Origin of the sequence: Ruegeria sp. 6PALISEP08 (assembly GCF_001238295.1) — a bacterium.
Taxonomy (GTDB): Bacteria; Pseudomonadota; Alphaproteobacteria; order Rhodobacterales; family Rhodobacteraceae; genus Ruegeria.
On record NZ_LGXZ01000015.1, the window covers coordinates 61,100 to 77,971 of the forward strand.

Sequence of the window (16,872 nt, forward strand, 5' to 3'; positions counted from 1 at the left end):
TTGCTTCATCTTTTTAAAAATACTCCCGCCGGAGGCGTGAAACTCAATATCTCAACACTTGCCCGGCCTTGCTGACGACGAACTTGCGCACATCAGCAAACCCCGGCGGGTTGCGTTCGGCCAGCACCTGGAACGGACGTTGCGGCAGGATGATCGACCGCTGGGTGCGAGTGGCCCCGGTCTCGGCCCCCTGCCCGCCGAACGGGTCCAGTGCGAAAACCTCGCGCTCGACGGTGGAAAACCACCCTGCGCGTTCTTCAATCACCTCTTCGCTTTGCAGTTCTTCGGTCGTCCAGGCCAGCGCCCAATCCTGACCTTGCGGAGATTGGGCGTCCTCCAACACCTGCCGCAAAGGGCCAGATTGCTCGGTAAAGGCCGAAGAATACATCGGCCCCACATGAATGCGGCGCATATGTTTGGGGTGCAGGTCGTCGAAATCCTGATCGAAGCCTTTGGCGATGGTCACCAGCTTTAATCCGCCCAAGGACTGCGCCATCAGATGCGCCTGCACTTCGGGCCAGCGACGCTGGTCCTTGGGCAGGGCTGTTTTGCCGCTGTCTTCCAACTGCATCAGGTAGATGACCGGCAGATTGATCTGGCTGTCATAGACCGCCCAGTGGAGCATGAACTTGCGCCGTTCGCCTTCGTTCCCGATCCAGTGGCATTCAGGATCGTTGCGGGCCCAGAACAGCTGACCTTTCAACAATTCCTCGTAATAGAGCCTTTGGGACAGCGCGAATTGCAGCTTGGTGGGGATTTCCCGGTCGCCAATGATGGTGCGCACCATATCGGTTTTCAGATCGTCCTCGGACGGCATATTCGTCAGATGCACCTGCGCCTGTTGCGCGTCATTGGCCATGGTCAGCAGCTCAGTCGCCACCGGAAAGCCACTATCGCGCTTGTCCATGGCGAGGCTGCCAAAAAACCGCCCCGTATCGCGCCCGACCAGCAGATATTTCATAGACAGCGCGCGGAAAGTGTAGAGCAGCCCCGAGAGGTAACGCGACACGATCCGCACCTCTTGCTTCGAGATCGCGCCCTCAGCCTCCATCGTCGCGGCCACGCGCAGAAGGTGGACAGTGATCACCTCGAACTTGCGGAAATACCGGCGCGAGGCGAAGGTGTCGGTCAGGCCGACATGGTCCTGGGTGGGGTTAGTCATTTCGGGTGACCAAACTTGTTGTAGGCCCAAGGGCGGTATTCACGATCTAGCTCGTTTCCCTTTCTGTGGAACCAAATGAACAGCCAAAAACCATAGGCGATGAACGCCAAGCTGGCCGAGATTATGACGATTTCGGTAATCAACGCGTCCGAACCAAAAGCTCTTATTGCGATCACGCATGATCCCACACAGAGCACCACTCCGATGGCACCAAGCCCCAAGAACGAAGCCAAGAGTTTAACTATCGAGCTAACCCTACTCGGTCGAACCATCAGGGTTTAACCCCCATACAAATTCTTATCATGCTTCTCGACAATCGAGGCGAACCGACGGGCAAAGCGCTCATCTGCCTTGGCCTTCTTCTCCAGCACGTCGCGGGCAAAGACCATGTGGTCCTCATGCGCCTCGAGCATGTCGGCCATCTTCTGGTTGGTCGCGGTGCCGATGGCAGCCATCGCGGTTTGTGCCTCCTGGTCCGTCTGAACGCCGATCTCGTTGATGCGGTGGGCCACGTCCTGCTGCTGCGCGGTTTTCAGCGATTTGGTCAGGGCGTCATACAGCACCACGCGCTGTTGCGTGTCTGTCTGCAGCTTGTTGATCAGCACCATCTGCGTCGCCGCCTGGTTCTGCAGTGAATCGACCCAGGTCTTGCCCTTTTCGATATAGCGCTCCAGCGTCTGCGATTTGGCCAGCTTGACCTGCTCTTCCTGAACCTTGGCGTTGTATTGCTTGTTCAGCTCGGCCAGTTCGGTCTCCAGCTGGGTGCGTGCGGCGGCGTCCTGTTCGACGGAGATCTTGTTTTCCAGCGTTATGATCGCCGGGTCCATGCCCTGAATCTCGGCGCGCAATGCCTCCAATTCGGCCACGGTCGCTTCGCGATCATCCAGCGTGACGGTTAAGTTATCTTCAACCTTCACCCGCTGTTCTTCCAGCACCGACAGTTGCCCTTGCAGCAATTGCACGATCACGTCGGATTTGGCGATCAGGTCCTGTAGCTTGTCGTCGATATTGGCAGTGCGCATCCGCTCTTGCCGCATGGATTCCGATTTCCCGCGTGAGAAGATGCCGACGAACGATTCCCAGCCGGTTTTCGAGCGCATCTCGTCGAAATCCTTGGAAAACGCGTTGGTGACATCATCCAGACCCATGATCAGCTCGGCAATGTTGGCGTTCATCACCTCGGTATGGGCGTGCACATCCTCAAGCGTGGCATTTTCGATGTCGATGTCTGCCTCGGCGGTGCCGATCTTGGCGCGGGCGGCCTCAATTCGCGAAGTCAGCCCTTCGATTTGCGACTGGCTTTCGCGCACCTTGGTTTGCGTTTCTTTGATCAGCGCCTCAAATTGCTGGTTCGACATCGGCTCTATCCCTTTTTTCTTCTATTACCCAATAAGATAGGGAATGTTACGACAATTTACATCCCTTCGGGCTCGAAAATCACCCGAACTTTCGCAAACTCGATGCAAAAAAGATAGATCGGATCAGCACCTGTTTTTGATCAAATCTGGATTGATCCCGTGCCTATAGTGGACATAGACAAGGACAATCCCACCTGATTGAGTACGCCCAACCCCATTCCTGCCGGAGATTGACCCATGCTGGACACCCCAACCGACCTGAAATCGCTGCTGAAAGACCCTGCGTTGTTGGCGACCAAAGCCTATATCGGTGGCCAATGGGTCGATGGCGAAAATGGCGGTTTCCCAGTCACAAACCCAGCGCGCGGCGATGTTCTGACCGAAGTGGCAGACCTCAGCCGGGCCCAGGTCGCCGGAGCCATCGCGCAAGCTGAGGCCGCGCAAAAGGAATGGGCGAAGCTAACCGGCAAGGAACGTGCCGTGATCCTGCGGCGCTGGTTCGATCTGATGATGGAAAACGCCGAGGATCTGGGCAAGATTCTGACGGCCGAGCAGGGCAAGCCGCTGGCCGAAGCGATTGGCGAAATCGGCTATGGCGCATCGTTTATCGAGTTCTTCGGCGAAGAAGCAAAACGCGTATACGGTGAAACCATTCCCGGCCATCAACGCGACAAACGGATCATGGTGCTGAAACAGCCGATCGGCGTGGCGGCCTCGATCACTCCGTGGAACTTCCCAACTGCGATGATCACTCGCAAAGCGGCCCCTGCACTGGCTGCCGGGTGCGCGTTTGTGGCCCGCCCGTCCGAAGAAACGCCGTTGTCCGCACTTGCGCTGGCTGTACTCGCCGACCGTGCGGGCATTCCTGCGGGGGTATTCAACGTTCTGCCCTCACTGAACGCCAGTGAGATCGGTAAAGAATTCTGCGAAAATCCCGGAGTGCGCAAGCTGACCTTCACCGGCTCGACTCAGGTGGGCCGCATCCTTCTGCGGCAGGCGGCGGATCAGGTGATGAAATGCTCGATGGAGCTGGGCGGCAATGCTCCGTTCATCGTGTTCGACGACGCCGATCTGGATGCCGCTGTCGAAGGCGCGATGATGTGCAAGTTCCGCAACAACGGGCAGACCTGCGTCTGCGCAAACCGTATCTACGTTCAGGCTGGTGTGTATGACGCCTTCGCAGCAAAGCTGAAAGCCGCGACCGAGGCGCTGTCGGTTGGCGATGGCCTTTCAGACGGCACCACGACCGGCCCGTTGATCAACGACAAGGCGGTTGTCAAGGTTCAGGACCACATTGCGGATGCGACCGCAAAGGGTGGTCAAGTTTTGACCGGTGGCTTGCCCCACGATCTGGGCGGCACTTTCTTCCAGCCGACCATCGTCACAGGCGTCACGCAGGATATGAAAGTCGCGCAGGAGGAAACCTTTGGCCCGCTGGCCCCGCTGTTCAAATTCGAGGATGTGGATGATGTGATCGCCATGGCCAACGATACGATCTTTGGCCTGGCCGCCTATTTCTATGCCAACGACCTGAGCCGCGTCTACAAAGTGGCCGAGGCGCTGGAATATGGCATCGTGGGCGTGAACACAGGCATCATCTCGACCGAGCTTGGCCCGTTCGGCGGTGTCAAGCAATCCGGCTTGGGCCGCGAAGGCAGCCACCACGGCATGGAAGACTATCTGGAAATGAAATACGTCTGCCTGTCGATTTAATCTGACAAGACCCCGGTGCATCGCGTCGGGGCCGTTTGGTTTGTCACAAAACTGCAAACAAACCGTCACATCCCTGCAATGACCGGCGTTCATCCCCCTCTCATCCAACTGAGAGGGGATACCCGACGATGTCTTTGCGTTTTGCCTGCCTGACATCTGCCCTTGCCCTGACCACCGGTCAGGCCGTGGCAGAGATGAACTTCAACCGAATTGCGTCTTTTCCAGTCGTCAAGAACATGGCCGAGGGGGCCGACACCGAACGTGAAACCTCGCCCGAGATCATCGCGGCAACTGCGGATGGGATGACGCTGGTCTACACCGACAGCCCACTGGGCGTGATCGGCATGGTCGACATCACCGACCCCGCAAACCCGGCCCCGCTGGGTGCGATGGAAGTGGGCGGCGAGCCAACCTCGGTTGGAATCGTCGGTGCGACAGCTTTTGTGGGCGTCAACACGTCGGAAAGCTATACCACTCCGTCCGGCAAGCTGATCTCGGTCGATATCGCGGGCAAAGCGGAAACCGGTGCCTGTGATCTGGGCGGTCAGCCCGACAGCGTCGCCATCGCCCCCGACGGCAGCTTTGTCGCCGTGGCGATCGAAAACGAGCGCGACGAAGACCTGAACGACGGCATCATCCCGCAGCTACCGGCCGGGTCCCTGGCGTTGGTACCGCTAAAAGACGGCGCGCTGGAGTGCGCGGGCATGAAGATGGCCCCGCTGACCGGTTTGGCCGAGGTTGCGCCGACGGACCCCGAGCCCGAGTTTGTTGACATCAACGCCCTTGGCGAGACCGTCATCACCTTGCAGGAAAATAACCACATCGCGGTGGTCGACAAAGACGGCAACGTGGTCAGCCATTTCTCGGCAGGTGCAGTTGATCTTGAAGGTATCGACGCCACCGACGAGCGCGGCGCGCTGATCTTTACCGAAAGCCAGCCGGGCCGCCTGCGCGAGCCTGATGCCGTGAAGTGGATCGACGACAATCATTTCGCCACCGCCAACGAAGGCGACTATGAGGGTGGTTCGCGCGGTTGGACGATCTTCCACAAGGACGGCACCGTTGTGTATGAAAATGGCACCGAGTCCGAGAAAGCCATAATCCAGATCGGCCACTACCCCGACAAACGCTCGGACAGCAAAGGGATCGAGCCCGAAAGCGTGACCGCAGCAACCTTTGGCGGCACGCCCATGATCTTTGTCGGGGCCGAACGCGCCTCGGTCATTGGTGTCTACGATGCCACCGACCCGGCCAACCCAGCACTAAAGCAACTGTTGCCTTCGGGCGTTGGCCCGGAAGGCTATGTTGCGATCCCAGAGCGTAACCTGCTGGTGTCGGCCAACGAAAAAGACCTGATCGAAGATGGCGGTCCGCGTGCGCATGTTTCGATTTTTGAATACCAGGAGGCCCCAGCCAACTATCCGCATCTGACGTCCGCAGGCGCGGATGAGCTGATCGGATGGGGGGCTCTGTCCGGCTTGGTCGCGGATGAAGACGGCATGATCTATGCGGTCAATGACAGCTTCTACGGTTTCCAGCCCTCGATCTTCAAGATCGACCCCGGTCAGACCCCGGCCCGCATCGTGGACGTGATCCGCATTCACCGTCAGGACGGCAACCCGGCGCAGAAGTTGGATCTGGAAGGCATCACACTGGACGGTGAGGGTGGTTTCTATGTTGCTTCCGAAGGTCGTACCGACCGGGTGATCCCGCACGCGATCTACCACGTCTCAGCCGAAGGCAAGATCAAGGACCGTAAGGGCGAGATCGGCCTGCCGCCGGAACTGATGGCCGTCGAGAAGCGCTTTGGCTTTGAGGGCATCACCAGGGTTGGCGACACCCTGTGGATGGCAGTTCAGCGCGAATGGAAGGACGATCCGGACAACCACGTGAAACTCGTTGCCTACAATCTGGACACCAGGGAATGGGGTGCCGTGCACTATCCAAAAGCTGATCCGGAAAAAGGCTGGGTTGGTCTGTCGGAAATCGTGGCTTTTGGTGACCATGTCTACGTCATCGAACGCGACAATCAGCACGACCACCGCGCCGTGACCAAAAAGATCTACCGCATTCCGCTGTCCGAAATGACCCCGGCCCCACTTGGAGGCGAGTTGCCTGTGGTCAGCAAACAAGAGGTGCGCGACCTGCTGCCCGACCTGACCTCAACCGGTGGCTACGTTCTGGACAAGATCGAAGGTCTGGCCATCCTGCCCTCGGGCGAGGCGTTTGTGATGACCGACAATGACGGCGTCGATGATGCCTCGGGCGAGACGATGTTCTGGTCGATCGGGTCGGTCACGGCTGGGAACTGATTTTCAATCCCAGCGCATTATTGGCCCCGCGAGAAAACTTCGCGGGGTCTTTTCTTTTACAGCTTCGAATAGGCGCACGATTACTTCTTTGGTTCTTCTGAGATTACAGTGGTCACGGTGCGCGTCGTCCGACTTCTGGTGGTCGCGATAGCCCCCAAAACCAAAGCGCAGGCCACGGCCTGGGATGTTGTAATAACCTCTCCAAACGCAAAGAACCCGACGGCAAACATCGTGGGCAATTCAATGCTTCCTACGACTGCGGTTTGAGATGCACCGATCAGCGGCGAACAGATCGTGTAAATCAGCTGCGGCACCAGCGCAGTGATCAACCCAATTCCGATGATCAACATCCAATCGGACTGCCCTTTGGGGAGTAGACTGGAAACGTCCGCACTCAACATCAAAGGCAAAAGCCCAAGTACCGATCCCAAAGAAACCGAGGCAATGCGTGCAAGTGGCGCGATGCGGGACAGCCTGTGCACCAAAACAGATATGCCGAAACCGAAACCAAGTGGGGCTGCCAGCGAAATCAGAAGCGTCGGAATGTGCTCGAGCGGAACAGATGCGGGCGAGCCAGCTATGATTGCGGCCACCACGATAAGGCCCGAGGCGAACAGTGCACGCCGGGTGGGTGTATCCGAGAACAAAACCCAGGCCGTGACCAACGTGAAAACCGGATATGTCATGTAAAGGACGCCGACCGTCGAGGCGGGCAACGTTTCCAACGCGGTCACGTAGCCTATCCACCCAAGCCCCATCACCACGCCCACCGCAAGACCCCAACAAATCTCGCGCCACGCTTTGCGGTGAATGACAAGAACAGGCAGCAGCAAGATCGCCGATACGACGTAGCGATAGAATGCGACGGCATAGGGTGCGACGCCTTGCTCGGTCAGTCCCCTGCTAAAATAGGGAACCAGCCCAAAGCAAATTGATGCAAATAGAACACCAAAGACCGCAAGTGCATAAGGAATAGCCGGTTTGGTCTGTGTCGACGTCGCTGCCATGCACAAGTGCTAGCACGGGTCCCGAAGAAATGAAGCAGAGATTCAGCAAGCGGAGAATATGGGTTTCTATTGCCGACAGGCACAATCCAAAAAACAACGCCCCGCGTCTGGAGGAACGCGGGACGTGTGTTGCGACAGTCTGGGAGGAGGAGACTGTCGCAGGATTCTCAGCCGTGTTAGTTTACAGCCTTGGCGTCCACCACATCCTTCTCGATGGCTTTGGACGAGGAAATCTCGATCCGGCGCGGTTTCAGGGCCTCGGGAACTTCGCGCTTCAAGTCGATATTCAGCATACCGTTCTCATGGCTTGCGCCAGTGACGCGGACGTGGTCTGCCAGCGCAAAACGACGCTCGAACGCGCGGGTGGCAATGCCACGATGCAGAAAGCTGCGGTCCTTGCCGTCGGTGGCTTTCTTGCCAGCCACGACAAGCGAGTTTTCCTTCACTTCGACGGACAGGTCATCTTCCGAAAAACCGGCGACAGCGACCGAAATACGGTAGGTGTCGGCGTCGGTTTTTTCGATGTTGTACGGGGGATAGCTGGGCTGAGCCACATCGTTGGTCAGAACGCGGTCCATCATGTCAGCGATCTGGTCAAAACCGATAGTTGCGCGGTGCAGCGGTGCAAAGTCAAATGTACGCATGTGTCGTATCCTCATCCTTGAGCGATTTACGATAAGTGCCCTCCGACTGGACGGGCGATTACAGGTACCGGACCCCGTTGTGGCGATCCGATACATATCACATGGGTAGCGATTTGATCGAGTTCAACCCCCGCCAGAGCTGATGAATTTCGCCCCTGACCCAGACTTGCCGGAACCGACTTGCAACCGCCGGATCGACGCCTTGGGTTGTGGTGCGTCACGCCGCATGATGCCCTTGAGCTCGGTGACGATCCCGTCAAGCTCCATGCCAAAGCCGACTTTATGGCTGCCATCTGTACCAACCGCCGAAACAACGGACAGGATCTGCCAGCGCGATCCGTTCTTCGCCAGAACGGCGGACCCGGACGATCCGAAAGTGACATCGCAATCAAACAGGATCAGCCCCAGTTGACGATCGACAATCCGGCACGAGCGTTCCCGCGTGATCGCCTCGGACCGCCCACGACCATAAGAGGCGATGCTGACCTCACTTCCCAGTACACGCCCGCTGTGCAGCGCAAAGGGGTCTGCGATGGAATAGGGAATAGGCTCACCAAGGCGCAACAGGGCAACGTCTATCCGAACACTATCGTGCGAAAGCGGCGTATTAGAGCCGTAGTTGGGGTGAATTGCAATCTGTGTAACTTGACGCTCGGCCAGGGCATTACCGTTGCTGAGTCCGGCGCGAAAAGTAACGTCTTCGGGGGAAAATGCGGTTCCGGTTCGCTGATCCACGGCGCAATGCGCTGCTGTCAGAACCATGTCTTGCGAAATCAACGTACCGGTACAAAACGACCCGTCTCCCATATCCAGCCGCCCAATCGCTTCCCAGCCATAAAGGTCATCCCGGTCCGTCAGCTTGCGCTTGTTGGCTTGCGCATGGGACATGGTGGCCAGAACGCTTAAACCCAAAATGAGACTGAGGAAGGCTCTGATCACGGCCGAATGAACCTCGCGCCGACGTTTTTCCCAGACCCTGAGCTGGGCGATGACAATCCGAATCCACGCCCCGCAGACAGTTCATCACGCAGCACTTGCAAAGAGTGCTCAACGGCAGTGCCAATTGCTACATTCTCGCCGTCCAGACTGGCCTTGGCCGCCACAACAGACACGATCTGAGGGCGCGGGCCCTCAAAGGAAAAAACCGGCGCCCCGGACGAGCCGAAATCAACGTCACACGACATGACCATGACACCTCTTTGTCGGTTCATCACGGAACAGACCTGTTGCAGCGATGGTGCCTCGGACCGGTCATGCGCATAAGACACCACGCCAACTTCTGCGCCCCTGCGGGGTTGATCCCCTGACTCGAATGGAATGACGGCGGTGTTTCTGATGGGTTGCCACAGCTCGATCAGGGCCACATCCGCGCTCACCCTGTCGGTTGTTGAGGCAGAGCTGAATTGATAGTCGGGATGGATCACGGCTTGCCGCGCTGTCCGATAGGCCAGGGCACGCCCCAAACGCCAACCTGCCAGAAACTCGATATCTTCCGGATTGATCCGTTGCCCTGAAACTTTGTCGAACAGGCAATGTGCCGCTGTGAGCACCAATGTTGGCGACACAAGCGTTCCGGTGCAAAACCCTTTGCCCGCTATATCCAGCCGACCCACGGCCATCCATTCGCGACCAGAATCCGAAGTGTCCAGACTTTTCAGCCCGGTATCCTGCGCTGTGGCCGCCATCGGCAAGACACAGAGCACAATCGCCTTGATCCAGTTACGCACACGGTTCTCCGGGATTCACTCTGGCCTATTTGTCCTACGGGTTGCGTTGGGCGAAAATAGGGCAATCAGCGGCTGCGAGAAATTCCAAGGCAAGTGATGCGCGTGGGCACCAACGCGAATTACTTCAAGATCGGTACAGCGTCCCTTGATTGTTGCATCGACGGCGGCTTTGGCCCACCAGTCGCCCAGTCCAGCAATTCAACTGTATGCAAAACCGGGATCTGCGTGCCCGACCCGATCTGCATCATGCATCCAATGTTTCCTGCAGCAATGAGGTCCGGCTTCTTCACCTCCAGCGTTTTGACCTTGCGCTGCTTCAGCTGGCCAGAAATCTCGGGCTGCATCAGGTTGTACGTGCCTGCGCTGCCGCAGCACAGATGGCTGTCGGCAGGCTCGACAACTTTGAACCCGGCCCGTTTCAGCAAGTCCTTGGGATAGGTCTTGATCTTCTGCCCGTGTTGCAGGGAACAGGCCGCATGATAGGCAACCGTAAGGTTTTGGTCGCGACCATCAGGCAAGTCCAGCTGCATGACCAACTCACTGATATCCATGGCAATACCCGAGACACGCTCAGCACCTTTGGCCAGAGGATCGTTCCGGAACATATGTCCATAGTCTTTGACTGTCGTACCACAGCCCGACGTATTGATGACGATGGCATCCAGACCATCGCCGTCCATTTCGCGCGTCCACGCCTTGATATTGGCTGCGGCGGCCGCGTGGCTTTCACGACTTTTACCCATATGGTGCGTCAAAGCTCCGCAACACCCAGCGCCTTCGGCCACCACAACCTCGCATCCAAGACGGGTCAGCAATCGGATCGTGGCATCATTGATATCGGTATTCAAAGCCTTTTGCGCACAGCCCGTCATCAGCGCCACGCGCTTTTTCCGATCTCCCTTGGCCGAAAAACTCTGCGGGTCATCGTTGCGGCTGACCGGCGGGATGTACTTTGGGGCCATATCCAACATCGCCCGCAACCGGGCATCAGGCATCAGAAACCGAAACGGACGGCCCAGCTTGGCACCGATCAGGGCCCAGCGAAACCGCATCGGATAGGGCAGGATCTGCGCCAGAGCCCAACGCAGTACACGGTCCGCCAAGGGGCGTTTGTAATTCGACTCGACGTACTCTCGCGCGTGATCGACCAGGTGCATGTAATGCACACCCGATGGACAGGTGGTCATGCAGGCCAGACAGGACAGGCAGCGATCGATATGCTTGACCGTCTTTTGATCCGGTACGCGTTCGTTTTCCAGCATGTCCTTGATCAGGTAGATACGGCCGCGCGGGCTATCCAACTCATCCCCCAACACCTGATAGGTCGGGCATGTCGCAGTACAGAACCCGCAATGCACACAACTGCGCAGAATCTCATTCGAGCGCTGGATTGCCGGGTCCTGCAGCTGTTTTTCTGTGAATGTTGTTTGCATCGCCCTACCCCATCAGTCCCGGATTGAATACGGAGCGAGGGTCAAACCTCGCCCTTATCCCCTGTGTTAGAGCCAAAAGAGCGGCGTTTTCCGGCTGGAACCGCCCCAGTGTTTGCATTTCTTCCGGGGCCGCCCGTACCAGCGTTGAATGCCCCTGAACATCACAGAGAGCGGCTCGCAAATCCTCGCCTTCGGGCGCCAAAGTCCAGATCAGACCGCCACCCCAACCGACCACCCTGTTCGGATTATTGTCGCTGGCCACACGGACCATGTCCGTCGGCTTGACCGAGGTCTTCCAGACATTGCCCGGCTTGTCGGCAAAAGGCTCGATGTCGCGCACTTCGCGCCAAATTCCAGCATTTTCGACCGGATCGGTGACAACCTGGTCCGGCTTCATTTCCGCGAAAAGCTCCAGCAACTTGCCGACGCGATACTTGACAGATTGCTCAAACCCTTCGATCCGCAGCACCGTCCGAGAAGGCTTGCCGCCACACTCGGGCAACCGCGCCGCGCCATTGACTTCGAACGGCGAGCATAATGCGTCACAAAACAGCTTGGACGTCGCGGTCCACCCGCGATCTTCCCAAACAAGCGTCGCAACGGCCTCTGGCTTGGGCAGCACTTTCAATGAAACCTCGGTCAATACTCCCAACGTGCCCCAGGACCCAGCCATCAATTTCACCAGATCATAACCGGTGACGTTCTTCATCACCCGCCCACCGTTCTTGACCACCTGACCGCGCCCATCGACAAAGCGCACGCCCAACAGAAAGTCCCGGCACGCTCCGGCCTGAATCCTGCGCGGCCCTGAAACATTTGCAGCGACTACACCGCCGATGGTCGGATCACCCGAAGTTCCCAGCAACGCGCGATGATCCATAGGCTCAAACGCCAGTTGTTGCCCTTCCGCATCCAGCGCGGCCTCGATCTCAGCAAGCGGCGTACCTGCCTTGGCCACAAGTGTCAGGGCTCCGGGCTCATAAAGGGTGATACCGCTCAACCCCGACACGTTCAGTTCAGTGTCCGGCCCGGTCACACCGCGTGTTCCACCCCCAGCTATCCGCACCGGCTCTTTCAACCCGGCCACCAGTTCCGCCAACTCGGCTTCCGTCTCAGGTCTCATTTGCTTCATCTTTTCAAAAAAACTCCGGAGAAATCGCGCCTGCGCGATTGAGGCACAGCCCCTTTATTCCGCCGCAATGCGCCGCGCCTCGGATACGTCCAGAGGGAACACCTTTGCGGGGTTCAACAGCCACTGGGGATCAAATACATCCTTAACCGCCATCTGCGCCTCAAGATCGGCTGGCGCATATTGATGTGACATCAGATCCCGCTTTTCGATACCGACGCCATGTTCGCCCGTCAGACATCCGCCCACATCCACGCACAGCTTCAGGATCTCGGCCCCAAACGCCTCGCATTTCTCCAAATCGCCGGGTTTGTTGGCATCAAACAATATCAAGGGATGCATGTTGCCGTCGCCAGCGTGAAACACATTCCCCACCGGCAGTCCAAATTCTTCACTCATCTCACCGATGCGACGCAAGACTTCGGGCAAAGAGGACACCGGAATCGTCCCATCCAGACACATATAGTCGTTCATCTGCCCCATTGCGCCAAAAGCCGATTTCCGACCCAGCCAGATTTTAGCGCTTTCTTCGGCAGACTGGCTTTCGCGCAGCTCAACGGGATTGTGACGCATGGCGATCTCGACAATCTTCGAAAGCTGATGATCAATCTCGGCCTCTGATCCTTCAACTTCGACGATCAGCAGAGCATGGCAATCGGGATATCCGGCCTTCGCAAAATTCTCACAGGCTTTGATGCACAAGGTATCCATGAACTCGATCGCAACCGGTAAAATGCCAGATTTGATAATGTCAGAGACACATTGGCCCGCCACTTCATTGTCATCGAAGCCCATCAGAACCGGCCGTGCCCCTTCGGGTTTGCGCAGAATACGCAGCGTGGCCTCTGTCACGACACCCAACTGCCCTTCTGACCCGCAAATAACGCCCAGCAGGTCCAGACCGGGGGCATCCAGATGCGCACCGCCGATTTCGACAACACTGCCGTCCATCATCACCATGGTCACACCCAGCAGGTTGTTCGTGGTCACTCCGTATTTCAGACAATGCGCACCACCCGAATTCATCGCGATATTCCCGGCAATGGCGCAAGCCAATTGCGAGGACGGATCGGGCGCATAAAAGAAGTCCTCTTCCTCGACGGCGCCCGTAACGCTCAGATTGGTCCGTCCGGTCTGCACCTTGATGAAGCGGTTGTCATAATCGACCTCCAGCACCTCATTCATCCGCGCCACGCCCAGAATGACGCAATCCGCAGTGGGCAAGGCCCCGCCCGCCAGCGAGGTGCCCGCGCCACGTGGGACAACCGGCACCCCTTCTTCATGGCAGATGCGCAGAACATCCGAGACTTCTTTTGTATTGGACGGCAACACGGCCAGCATCGGCGGGCACTTATAGGCTGTCAGCGCATCACACTCATAGGCTCGGGTCTCAACCGGGTCCTCAATGATGGCACTCTCGTGCAGGACACGCGACAGGCGCGCAATAATCTCCGATTTTCGGCTCAGAACCTGCGGGCTTGGCTTTGGCATTTCCATGGCGGCGCCTCCTTTTGGTAAAATAATATTACCAATTTCAAAATCTGGCAAGTTCTTCCGTTCGGTCTTAGTGTCACGCTTATGACCTGGATCGAACGTGCCGCATTGTTTTCCCCTCTGGACTACACCTCCCTCGCCGTACTGCTGGGCGCGTGGCTGTGGATCGGGTGGAAGATCGAACATCCGTCGCCGCAGAAGCGTTCTGTCTCTCAGATGATGGACAACTACCGCCGCGATTGGATGCGCGAGATGGTGACGCGCCAACCGCGCATGTTCGACGCGCAGGTTGTGGCCGCAATGCGCCAGGGCAGTACGTTCTTCGCGTCCACCACAATGATTGCGATCGGCGGTGGGCTGGCCCTGTTGGGCAATACCGAGCGACTGGCAGGGGTGGCCAGTGACCTCGCCATCGGAAGCGCGCCTGCCATGGTGTGGGAGATCAAGATACTAGTCGTCGTTCTCTTGTTGGCCAACGCATTCTTGAAATATGTCTGGGCGCATCGCCTGTTTGGGTATTGTGCCGTGTTGATGGCATCGGTCCCAAACGATGCGGAAGACCCGCAAGCGTACCCACGCGCCGCTCAATCGGCCGAGATTTGTGTTACAGCAGCGCGCAGCTTTAACCGCGGTCTCCGCGCCACCTATTTTGCGCTGGCCTCGTTGGCATGGTTCCTTGGGCCAATCGCTCTGATGTTGGGCACCGTGACCACGTTCGGGGTCTTGTATCGGCGCGAATTTGCCTCGCAGTCCCGAACAATCCTGATGTCTCAAAATCCCAACACAGAGACGTGATCCCGATGCACCGCCATACCCCGTACATTCGCGCCATGCGATATGTGATTCTCAGCGCCTTCCTGGCCAGCCCCGCCCTTGCCGACCCGCCGACTATCGAGAAAGTCGCGGCCAGTCGAAGTGGCGATACATGGCGCTTCGATGTCACGATTCGGCACCCGGACATCGGATGGGATGATTACGCCGATGGCTGGCGTGTTTTGGACATGAATGGAAACGAGTTGGGGATGCGTGTCCTGCATCACCCACATGTGGATGAGCAGCCGTTCACCCGCTCGCTGAGCGGTGTGGAGATACCCGAAGGTATGGCTCAGGTGCAGATTCAGGCGCGTGACAATGTCGGTGGCTGGGGCGAAGACACAACAGTGGTCGACCTGAACTGAGCGTCAGAACACCCCAAGGCTCAAGCCCGCCGCCATCGCGGCTCCAATCTCGCGGCATTTCTCAAGCTGATCTTCGGGAATAGATTTTTCGGCCAGAATCGCCTCGGGCGTTTGTGCATGGGTGCAGAGGATCAGCGGTGGTTGCACCTCTTTCAACCGCCAGCCGGTTGCAATGCGGGCGGTTTGGCGCGCGGCGTTTGCGCCATCTGATCCCGCGCAGACCAGTTGCGCATATGGACGACCTTCGATTTTCCCCAGAACCGGATAGTAACTGCGGTCGAAAAACTCCTTCATCAGACCCGAAATCGCGGCCAGATTCTCGGGCGCGCAGAAAAGATAGCCGTCGGCTTCTAGCAGATCATCAGGCCCGGCCTGATCAGCGGTTTTTAGAACAACGTCTGCCTCGCCTCGTCCGGCCTCCGCCGCTGCTTCGGCCATTTGCCGGGCTCCGCCGGTGCGCGAATGGTAAACGATCAGAAGCTGCGCCATGTCAGACCCGGTGATAAGGGCCACCCGACAGGATGGTCGCGGCCCGATAAAGTTGCTCGGCCAACATCACACGGACAAGCATATGGGGCCAGACCATCGACCCGAATGAAATGGAAAAATCGGCCTCAGCCCTCAGATTAGGGTCTATTCCGTCCGCTCCGCCGATGATCATCGCCAGATCTTGCCGCCCAGCATCGCGCCATCCACCCAGCTTTTTGGCAAATTCGGGTGAGGACATGACCCGCCCCCGCTCATCCAAGGTGCAGATCACAGCACCTTTGGGCACCGCCTTGCGCAGCAGGGCAGCCTCTGCCCCCATGCCAGCGTTTTTCTTGTCTTCGACTTCGACTACACGCGCGGGACCAAGACCCAACGCACGGCCGGTCCGGTCAAATCGGGTCATGTAGTCGTCAAGCAGGGACTTCTCCGGTCCGGCACGCAATCGCCCGACCGCAACTATGCTGATACGCATATCTCTCTCGCCTCCGGCCCCTTAATACAGGCCGGGATGGCGCCTCAGTTCGCCGAGGCGCTACCGCCCTGAGGCAGCCACATCTTTTCCAGCTGATAGAATTCACGCACTTCGGGGCGGAAGATATGGACGATCACGTCGCCCGTATCGATCAGCACCCAGTCGCCGGCATCTTTGCCTTCGACCTTCGAGGTGAAACCGAATTCCTGCTTGATGCGATCCGTCAGCTTTTCCGCCATGGCCGAGACCTGACGGGTCGACCGACCCGAGGCAATCACCATGTGATCCGCAACAGAAGACTTACCCTGCAGATTGATCTGCACGACGTCTTCGGCCTTGTCATCGGAAAGTGAGGAAAGGATACGCTCAAGCAGCTTGTCGCTGATTGACTGAGAGTGGGCCATCATTTTGGCCCCGTCATCGGCGGGTAAACCCGCCTGTGTATGTAGAGACAGGACATAGTCCTCCTTTGTTGCGCGCCGTGAAACCCCGGCGCCGGGGTACTAATAAGGTAACAAGCACCCCACGACATTTCAATGAAGGCCCCCCGGCCCCTCGCAGGAATGTGCCTTGGCGGCATCTGCAGGGGTACGCAAGACCTTGATAGACTCGGTCAGTATCTATATCTGACCGCTTATGAGACCTCATACGGCCCCGAATATCGACCTGCAAGACCGCACGCGCCTGCGCGAACGGTTCTTTGGGGCCGCCCGCACGGTTCTGGCCCGCCTAGCCGCGGCCTAAGCCAACTCGC

General features: G+C 58.0%; 17 protein-coding genes. 5 read left to right on the forward strand and 12 right to left on the reverse strand.

All coding sequences use genetic code 11. From position 1 onward, the window contains the following. Positions 1 to 43: 43 nt before the first annotated feature. Both ALB80_RS18580 and ALB80_RS18590 read right to left on the reverse strand, forming a co-directional pair. Positions 44 to 1,162 (reverse strand): hypothetical protein, encoded by a 1,119-nt coding sequence (locus ALB80_RS18580; RefSeq protein ID WP_050605634.1) that lies wholly within the window; start codon positions 1,160 to 1,162, stop codon positions 44 to 46. A 278-nt stretch (positions 1,163 to 1,440) separates the two neighbouring features. Next, positions 1,441 to 2,520 carry a hypothetical protein gene (locus ALB80_RS18590; RefSeq protein ID WP_050605593.1) on the reverse strand — a complete coding sequence of 360 codons (1,080 nt, stop codon included), beginning with the start codon at positions 2,518 to 2,520 and terminating at the stop codon, positions 1,441 to 1,443. A gap of 237 nt (positions 2,521 to 2,757) precedes the next feature. Between ALB80_RS18590 and ALB80_RS18595 the strand changes: the two genes are divergently transcribed. Together ALB80_RS18595 and ALB80_RS18600 are read left to right on the forward strand one after the other, a co-directional pair. After that, positions 2,758 to 4,233 carry an NAD-dependent succinate-semialdehyde dehydrogenase gene (locus ALB80_RS18595; protein ID WP_050605594.1) on the forward strand — a complete coding sequence of 492 codons (1,476 nt, stop codon included), beginning with the start codon at positions 2,758 to 2,760 and terminating at the stop codon, positions 4,231 to 4,233. A 128-nt stretch (positions 4,234 to 4,361) separates the two neighbouring features. Continuing rightward, positions 4,362 to 6,545 carry an esterase-like activity of phytase family protein gene (locus ALB80_RS18600; protein ID WP_050605595.1) on the forward strand — a complete coding sequence of 728 codons (2,184 nt, stop codon included), beginning with the start codon at positions 4,362 to 4,364 and terminating at the stop codon, positions 6,543 to 6,545. An 80-nt stretch (positions 6,546 to 6,625) separates the two neighbouring features. Here ALB80_RS18600 and ALB80_RS18605 read toward each other — a convergent pair whose 3' ends face one another. The 7 genes from ALB80_RS18605 to ALB80_RS18635 form a co-directional block, all read right to left on the reverse strand. Beyond that, positions 6,626 to 7,552, reverse strand: a complete 927-nt coding sequence (locus ALB80_RS18605) for a DMT family transporter (protein ID WP_050605596.1) — start codon at positions 7,550 to 7,552, stop codon at positions 6,626 to 6,628. Positions 7,553 to 7,728: 176 nt separating this feature from the next. Beyond that, positions 7,729 to 8,196 (reverse strand): Hsp20 family protein, encoded by a 468-nt coding sequence (locus ALB80_RS18610; protein WP_050605597.1) that lies wholly within the window; start codon positions 8,194 to 8,196, stop codon positions 7,729 to 7,731. A 123-nt stretch (positions 8,197 to 8,319) separates the two neighbouring features. Further along, entirely contained in the window at positions 8,320 to 9,135 is an 816-nt protein-coding gene (locus tag ALB80_RS18615) for a serine protease (RefSeq protein WP_253276922.1), read from the reverse strand. Beyond that, a complete protein-coding gene (locus ALB80_RS18620) occupies positions 9,132 to 9,923 on the reverse strand; it encodes a serine protease (protein WP_253276923.1) in 792 nt (263 codons plus the stop codon). The genes ALB80_RS18615 and ALB80_RS18620 overlap by 4 nt, the downstream gene beginning before the upstream one ends. Before the next feature lie 119 nt (positions 9,924 to 10,042). Next, on the reverse strand, positions 10,043 to 11,356 hold the full coding sequence (gene glcF, locus ALB80_RS18625; RefSeq protein ID WP_050605598.1) for a glycolate oxidase subunit GlcF: 1,314 nt from the start codon (positions 11,354 to 11,356) through the stop codon (positions 10,043 to 10,045). A 4-nt stretch (positions 11,357 to 11,360) separates the two neighbouring features. Further along, positions 11,361 to 12,479 (reverse strand): FAD-binding protein, encoded by a 1,119-nt coding sequence (locus tag ALB80_RS18630; protein ID WP_050605599.1) that lies wholly within the window; start codon positions 12,477 to 12,479, stop codon positions 11,361 to 11,363. Positions 12,480 to 12,542: 63 nt separating this feature from the next. Continuing rightward, positions 12,543 to 13,982: an FAD-linked oxidase C-terminal domain-containing protein gene (locus tag ALB80_RS18635; protein ID WP_050605600.1), complete on the reverse strand. Its 1,440-nt coding sequence runs from the start codon at positions 13,980 to 13,982 to the stop codon at positions 12,543 to 12,545. 81 nt (positions 13,983 to 14,063) lie between these two features. On the opposite strand from ALB80_RS18635, the gene ALB80_RS18640 reads away from it, so the two are divergent. Together ALB80_RS18640 and ALB80_RS18645 are read left to right on the forward strand one after the other, a co-directional pair. After that, positions 14,064 to 14,774, forward strand: a complete 711-nt coding sequence (locus ALB80_RS18640) for a DUF599 domain-containing protein (RefSeq protein WP_050605601.1) — start codon at positions 14,064 to 14,066, stop codon at positions 14,772 to 14,774. Between the two features lie 5 nt (positions 14,775 to 14,779). After that, entirely contained in the window at positions 14,780 to 15,157 is a 378-nt protein-coding gene (locus tag ALB80_RS18645; RefSeq protein WP_371256004.1) for a hypothetical protein, read from the forward strand. A 3-nt stretch (positions 15,158 to 15,160) separates the two neighbouring features. Here ALB80_RS18645 and ALB80_RS18650 read toward each other — a convergent pair whose 3' ends face one another. The 3 genes from ALB80_RS18650 to rsfS are packed head-to-tail and all read right to left on the reverse strand — an operon-like array spanning position 15,161 to position 16,525. Beyond that, a complete protein-coding gene (locus ALB80_RS18650) occupies positions 15,161 to 15,646 on the reverse strand; it encodes a flavodoxin family protein (protein ID WP_050605602.1) in 486 nt (161 codons plus the stop codon). A 1-nt stretch (position 15,647) separates the two neighbouring features. Continuing rightward, entirely contained in the window at positions 15,648 to 16,118 is a 471-nt protein-coding gene (gene rlmH / locus ALB80_RS18655) for a 23S rRNA (pseudouridine(1915)-N(3))-methyltransferase RlmH (protein ID WP_050605603.1), read from the reverse strand. A gap of 44 nt (positions 16,119 to 16,162) precedes the next feature. After that, positions 16,163 to 16,525, reverse strand: coding sequence for a ribosome silencing factor (gene rsfS / locus ALB80_RS18660; RefSeq protein ID WP_050605604.1), 363 nt, complete (start codon positions 16,523 to 16,525; stop codon positions 16,163 to 16,165). 229 nt (positions 16,526 to 16,754) lie between these two features. On the opposite strand from rsfS, the gene ALB80_RS22260 reads away from it, so the two are divergent. Then, on the forward strand, positions 16,755 to 16,862 hold the full coding sequence (locus ALB80_RS22260) for an isopropylmalate isomerase (RefSeq protein ID WP_157054256.1): 108 nt from the start codon (positions 16,755 to 16,757) through the stop codon (positions 16,860 to 16,862). The last annotated feature ends 10 nt before the right edge of the window (positions 16,863 to 16,872 follow it).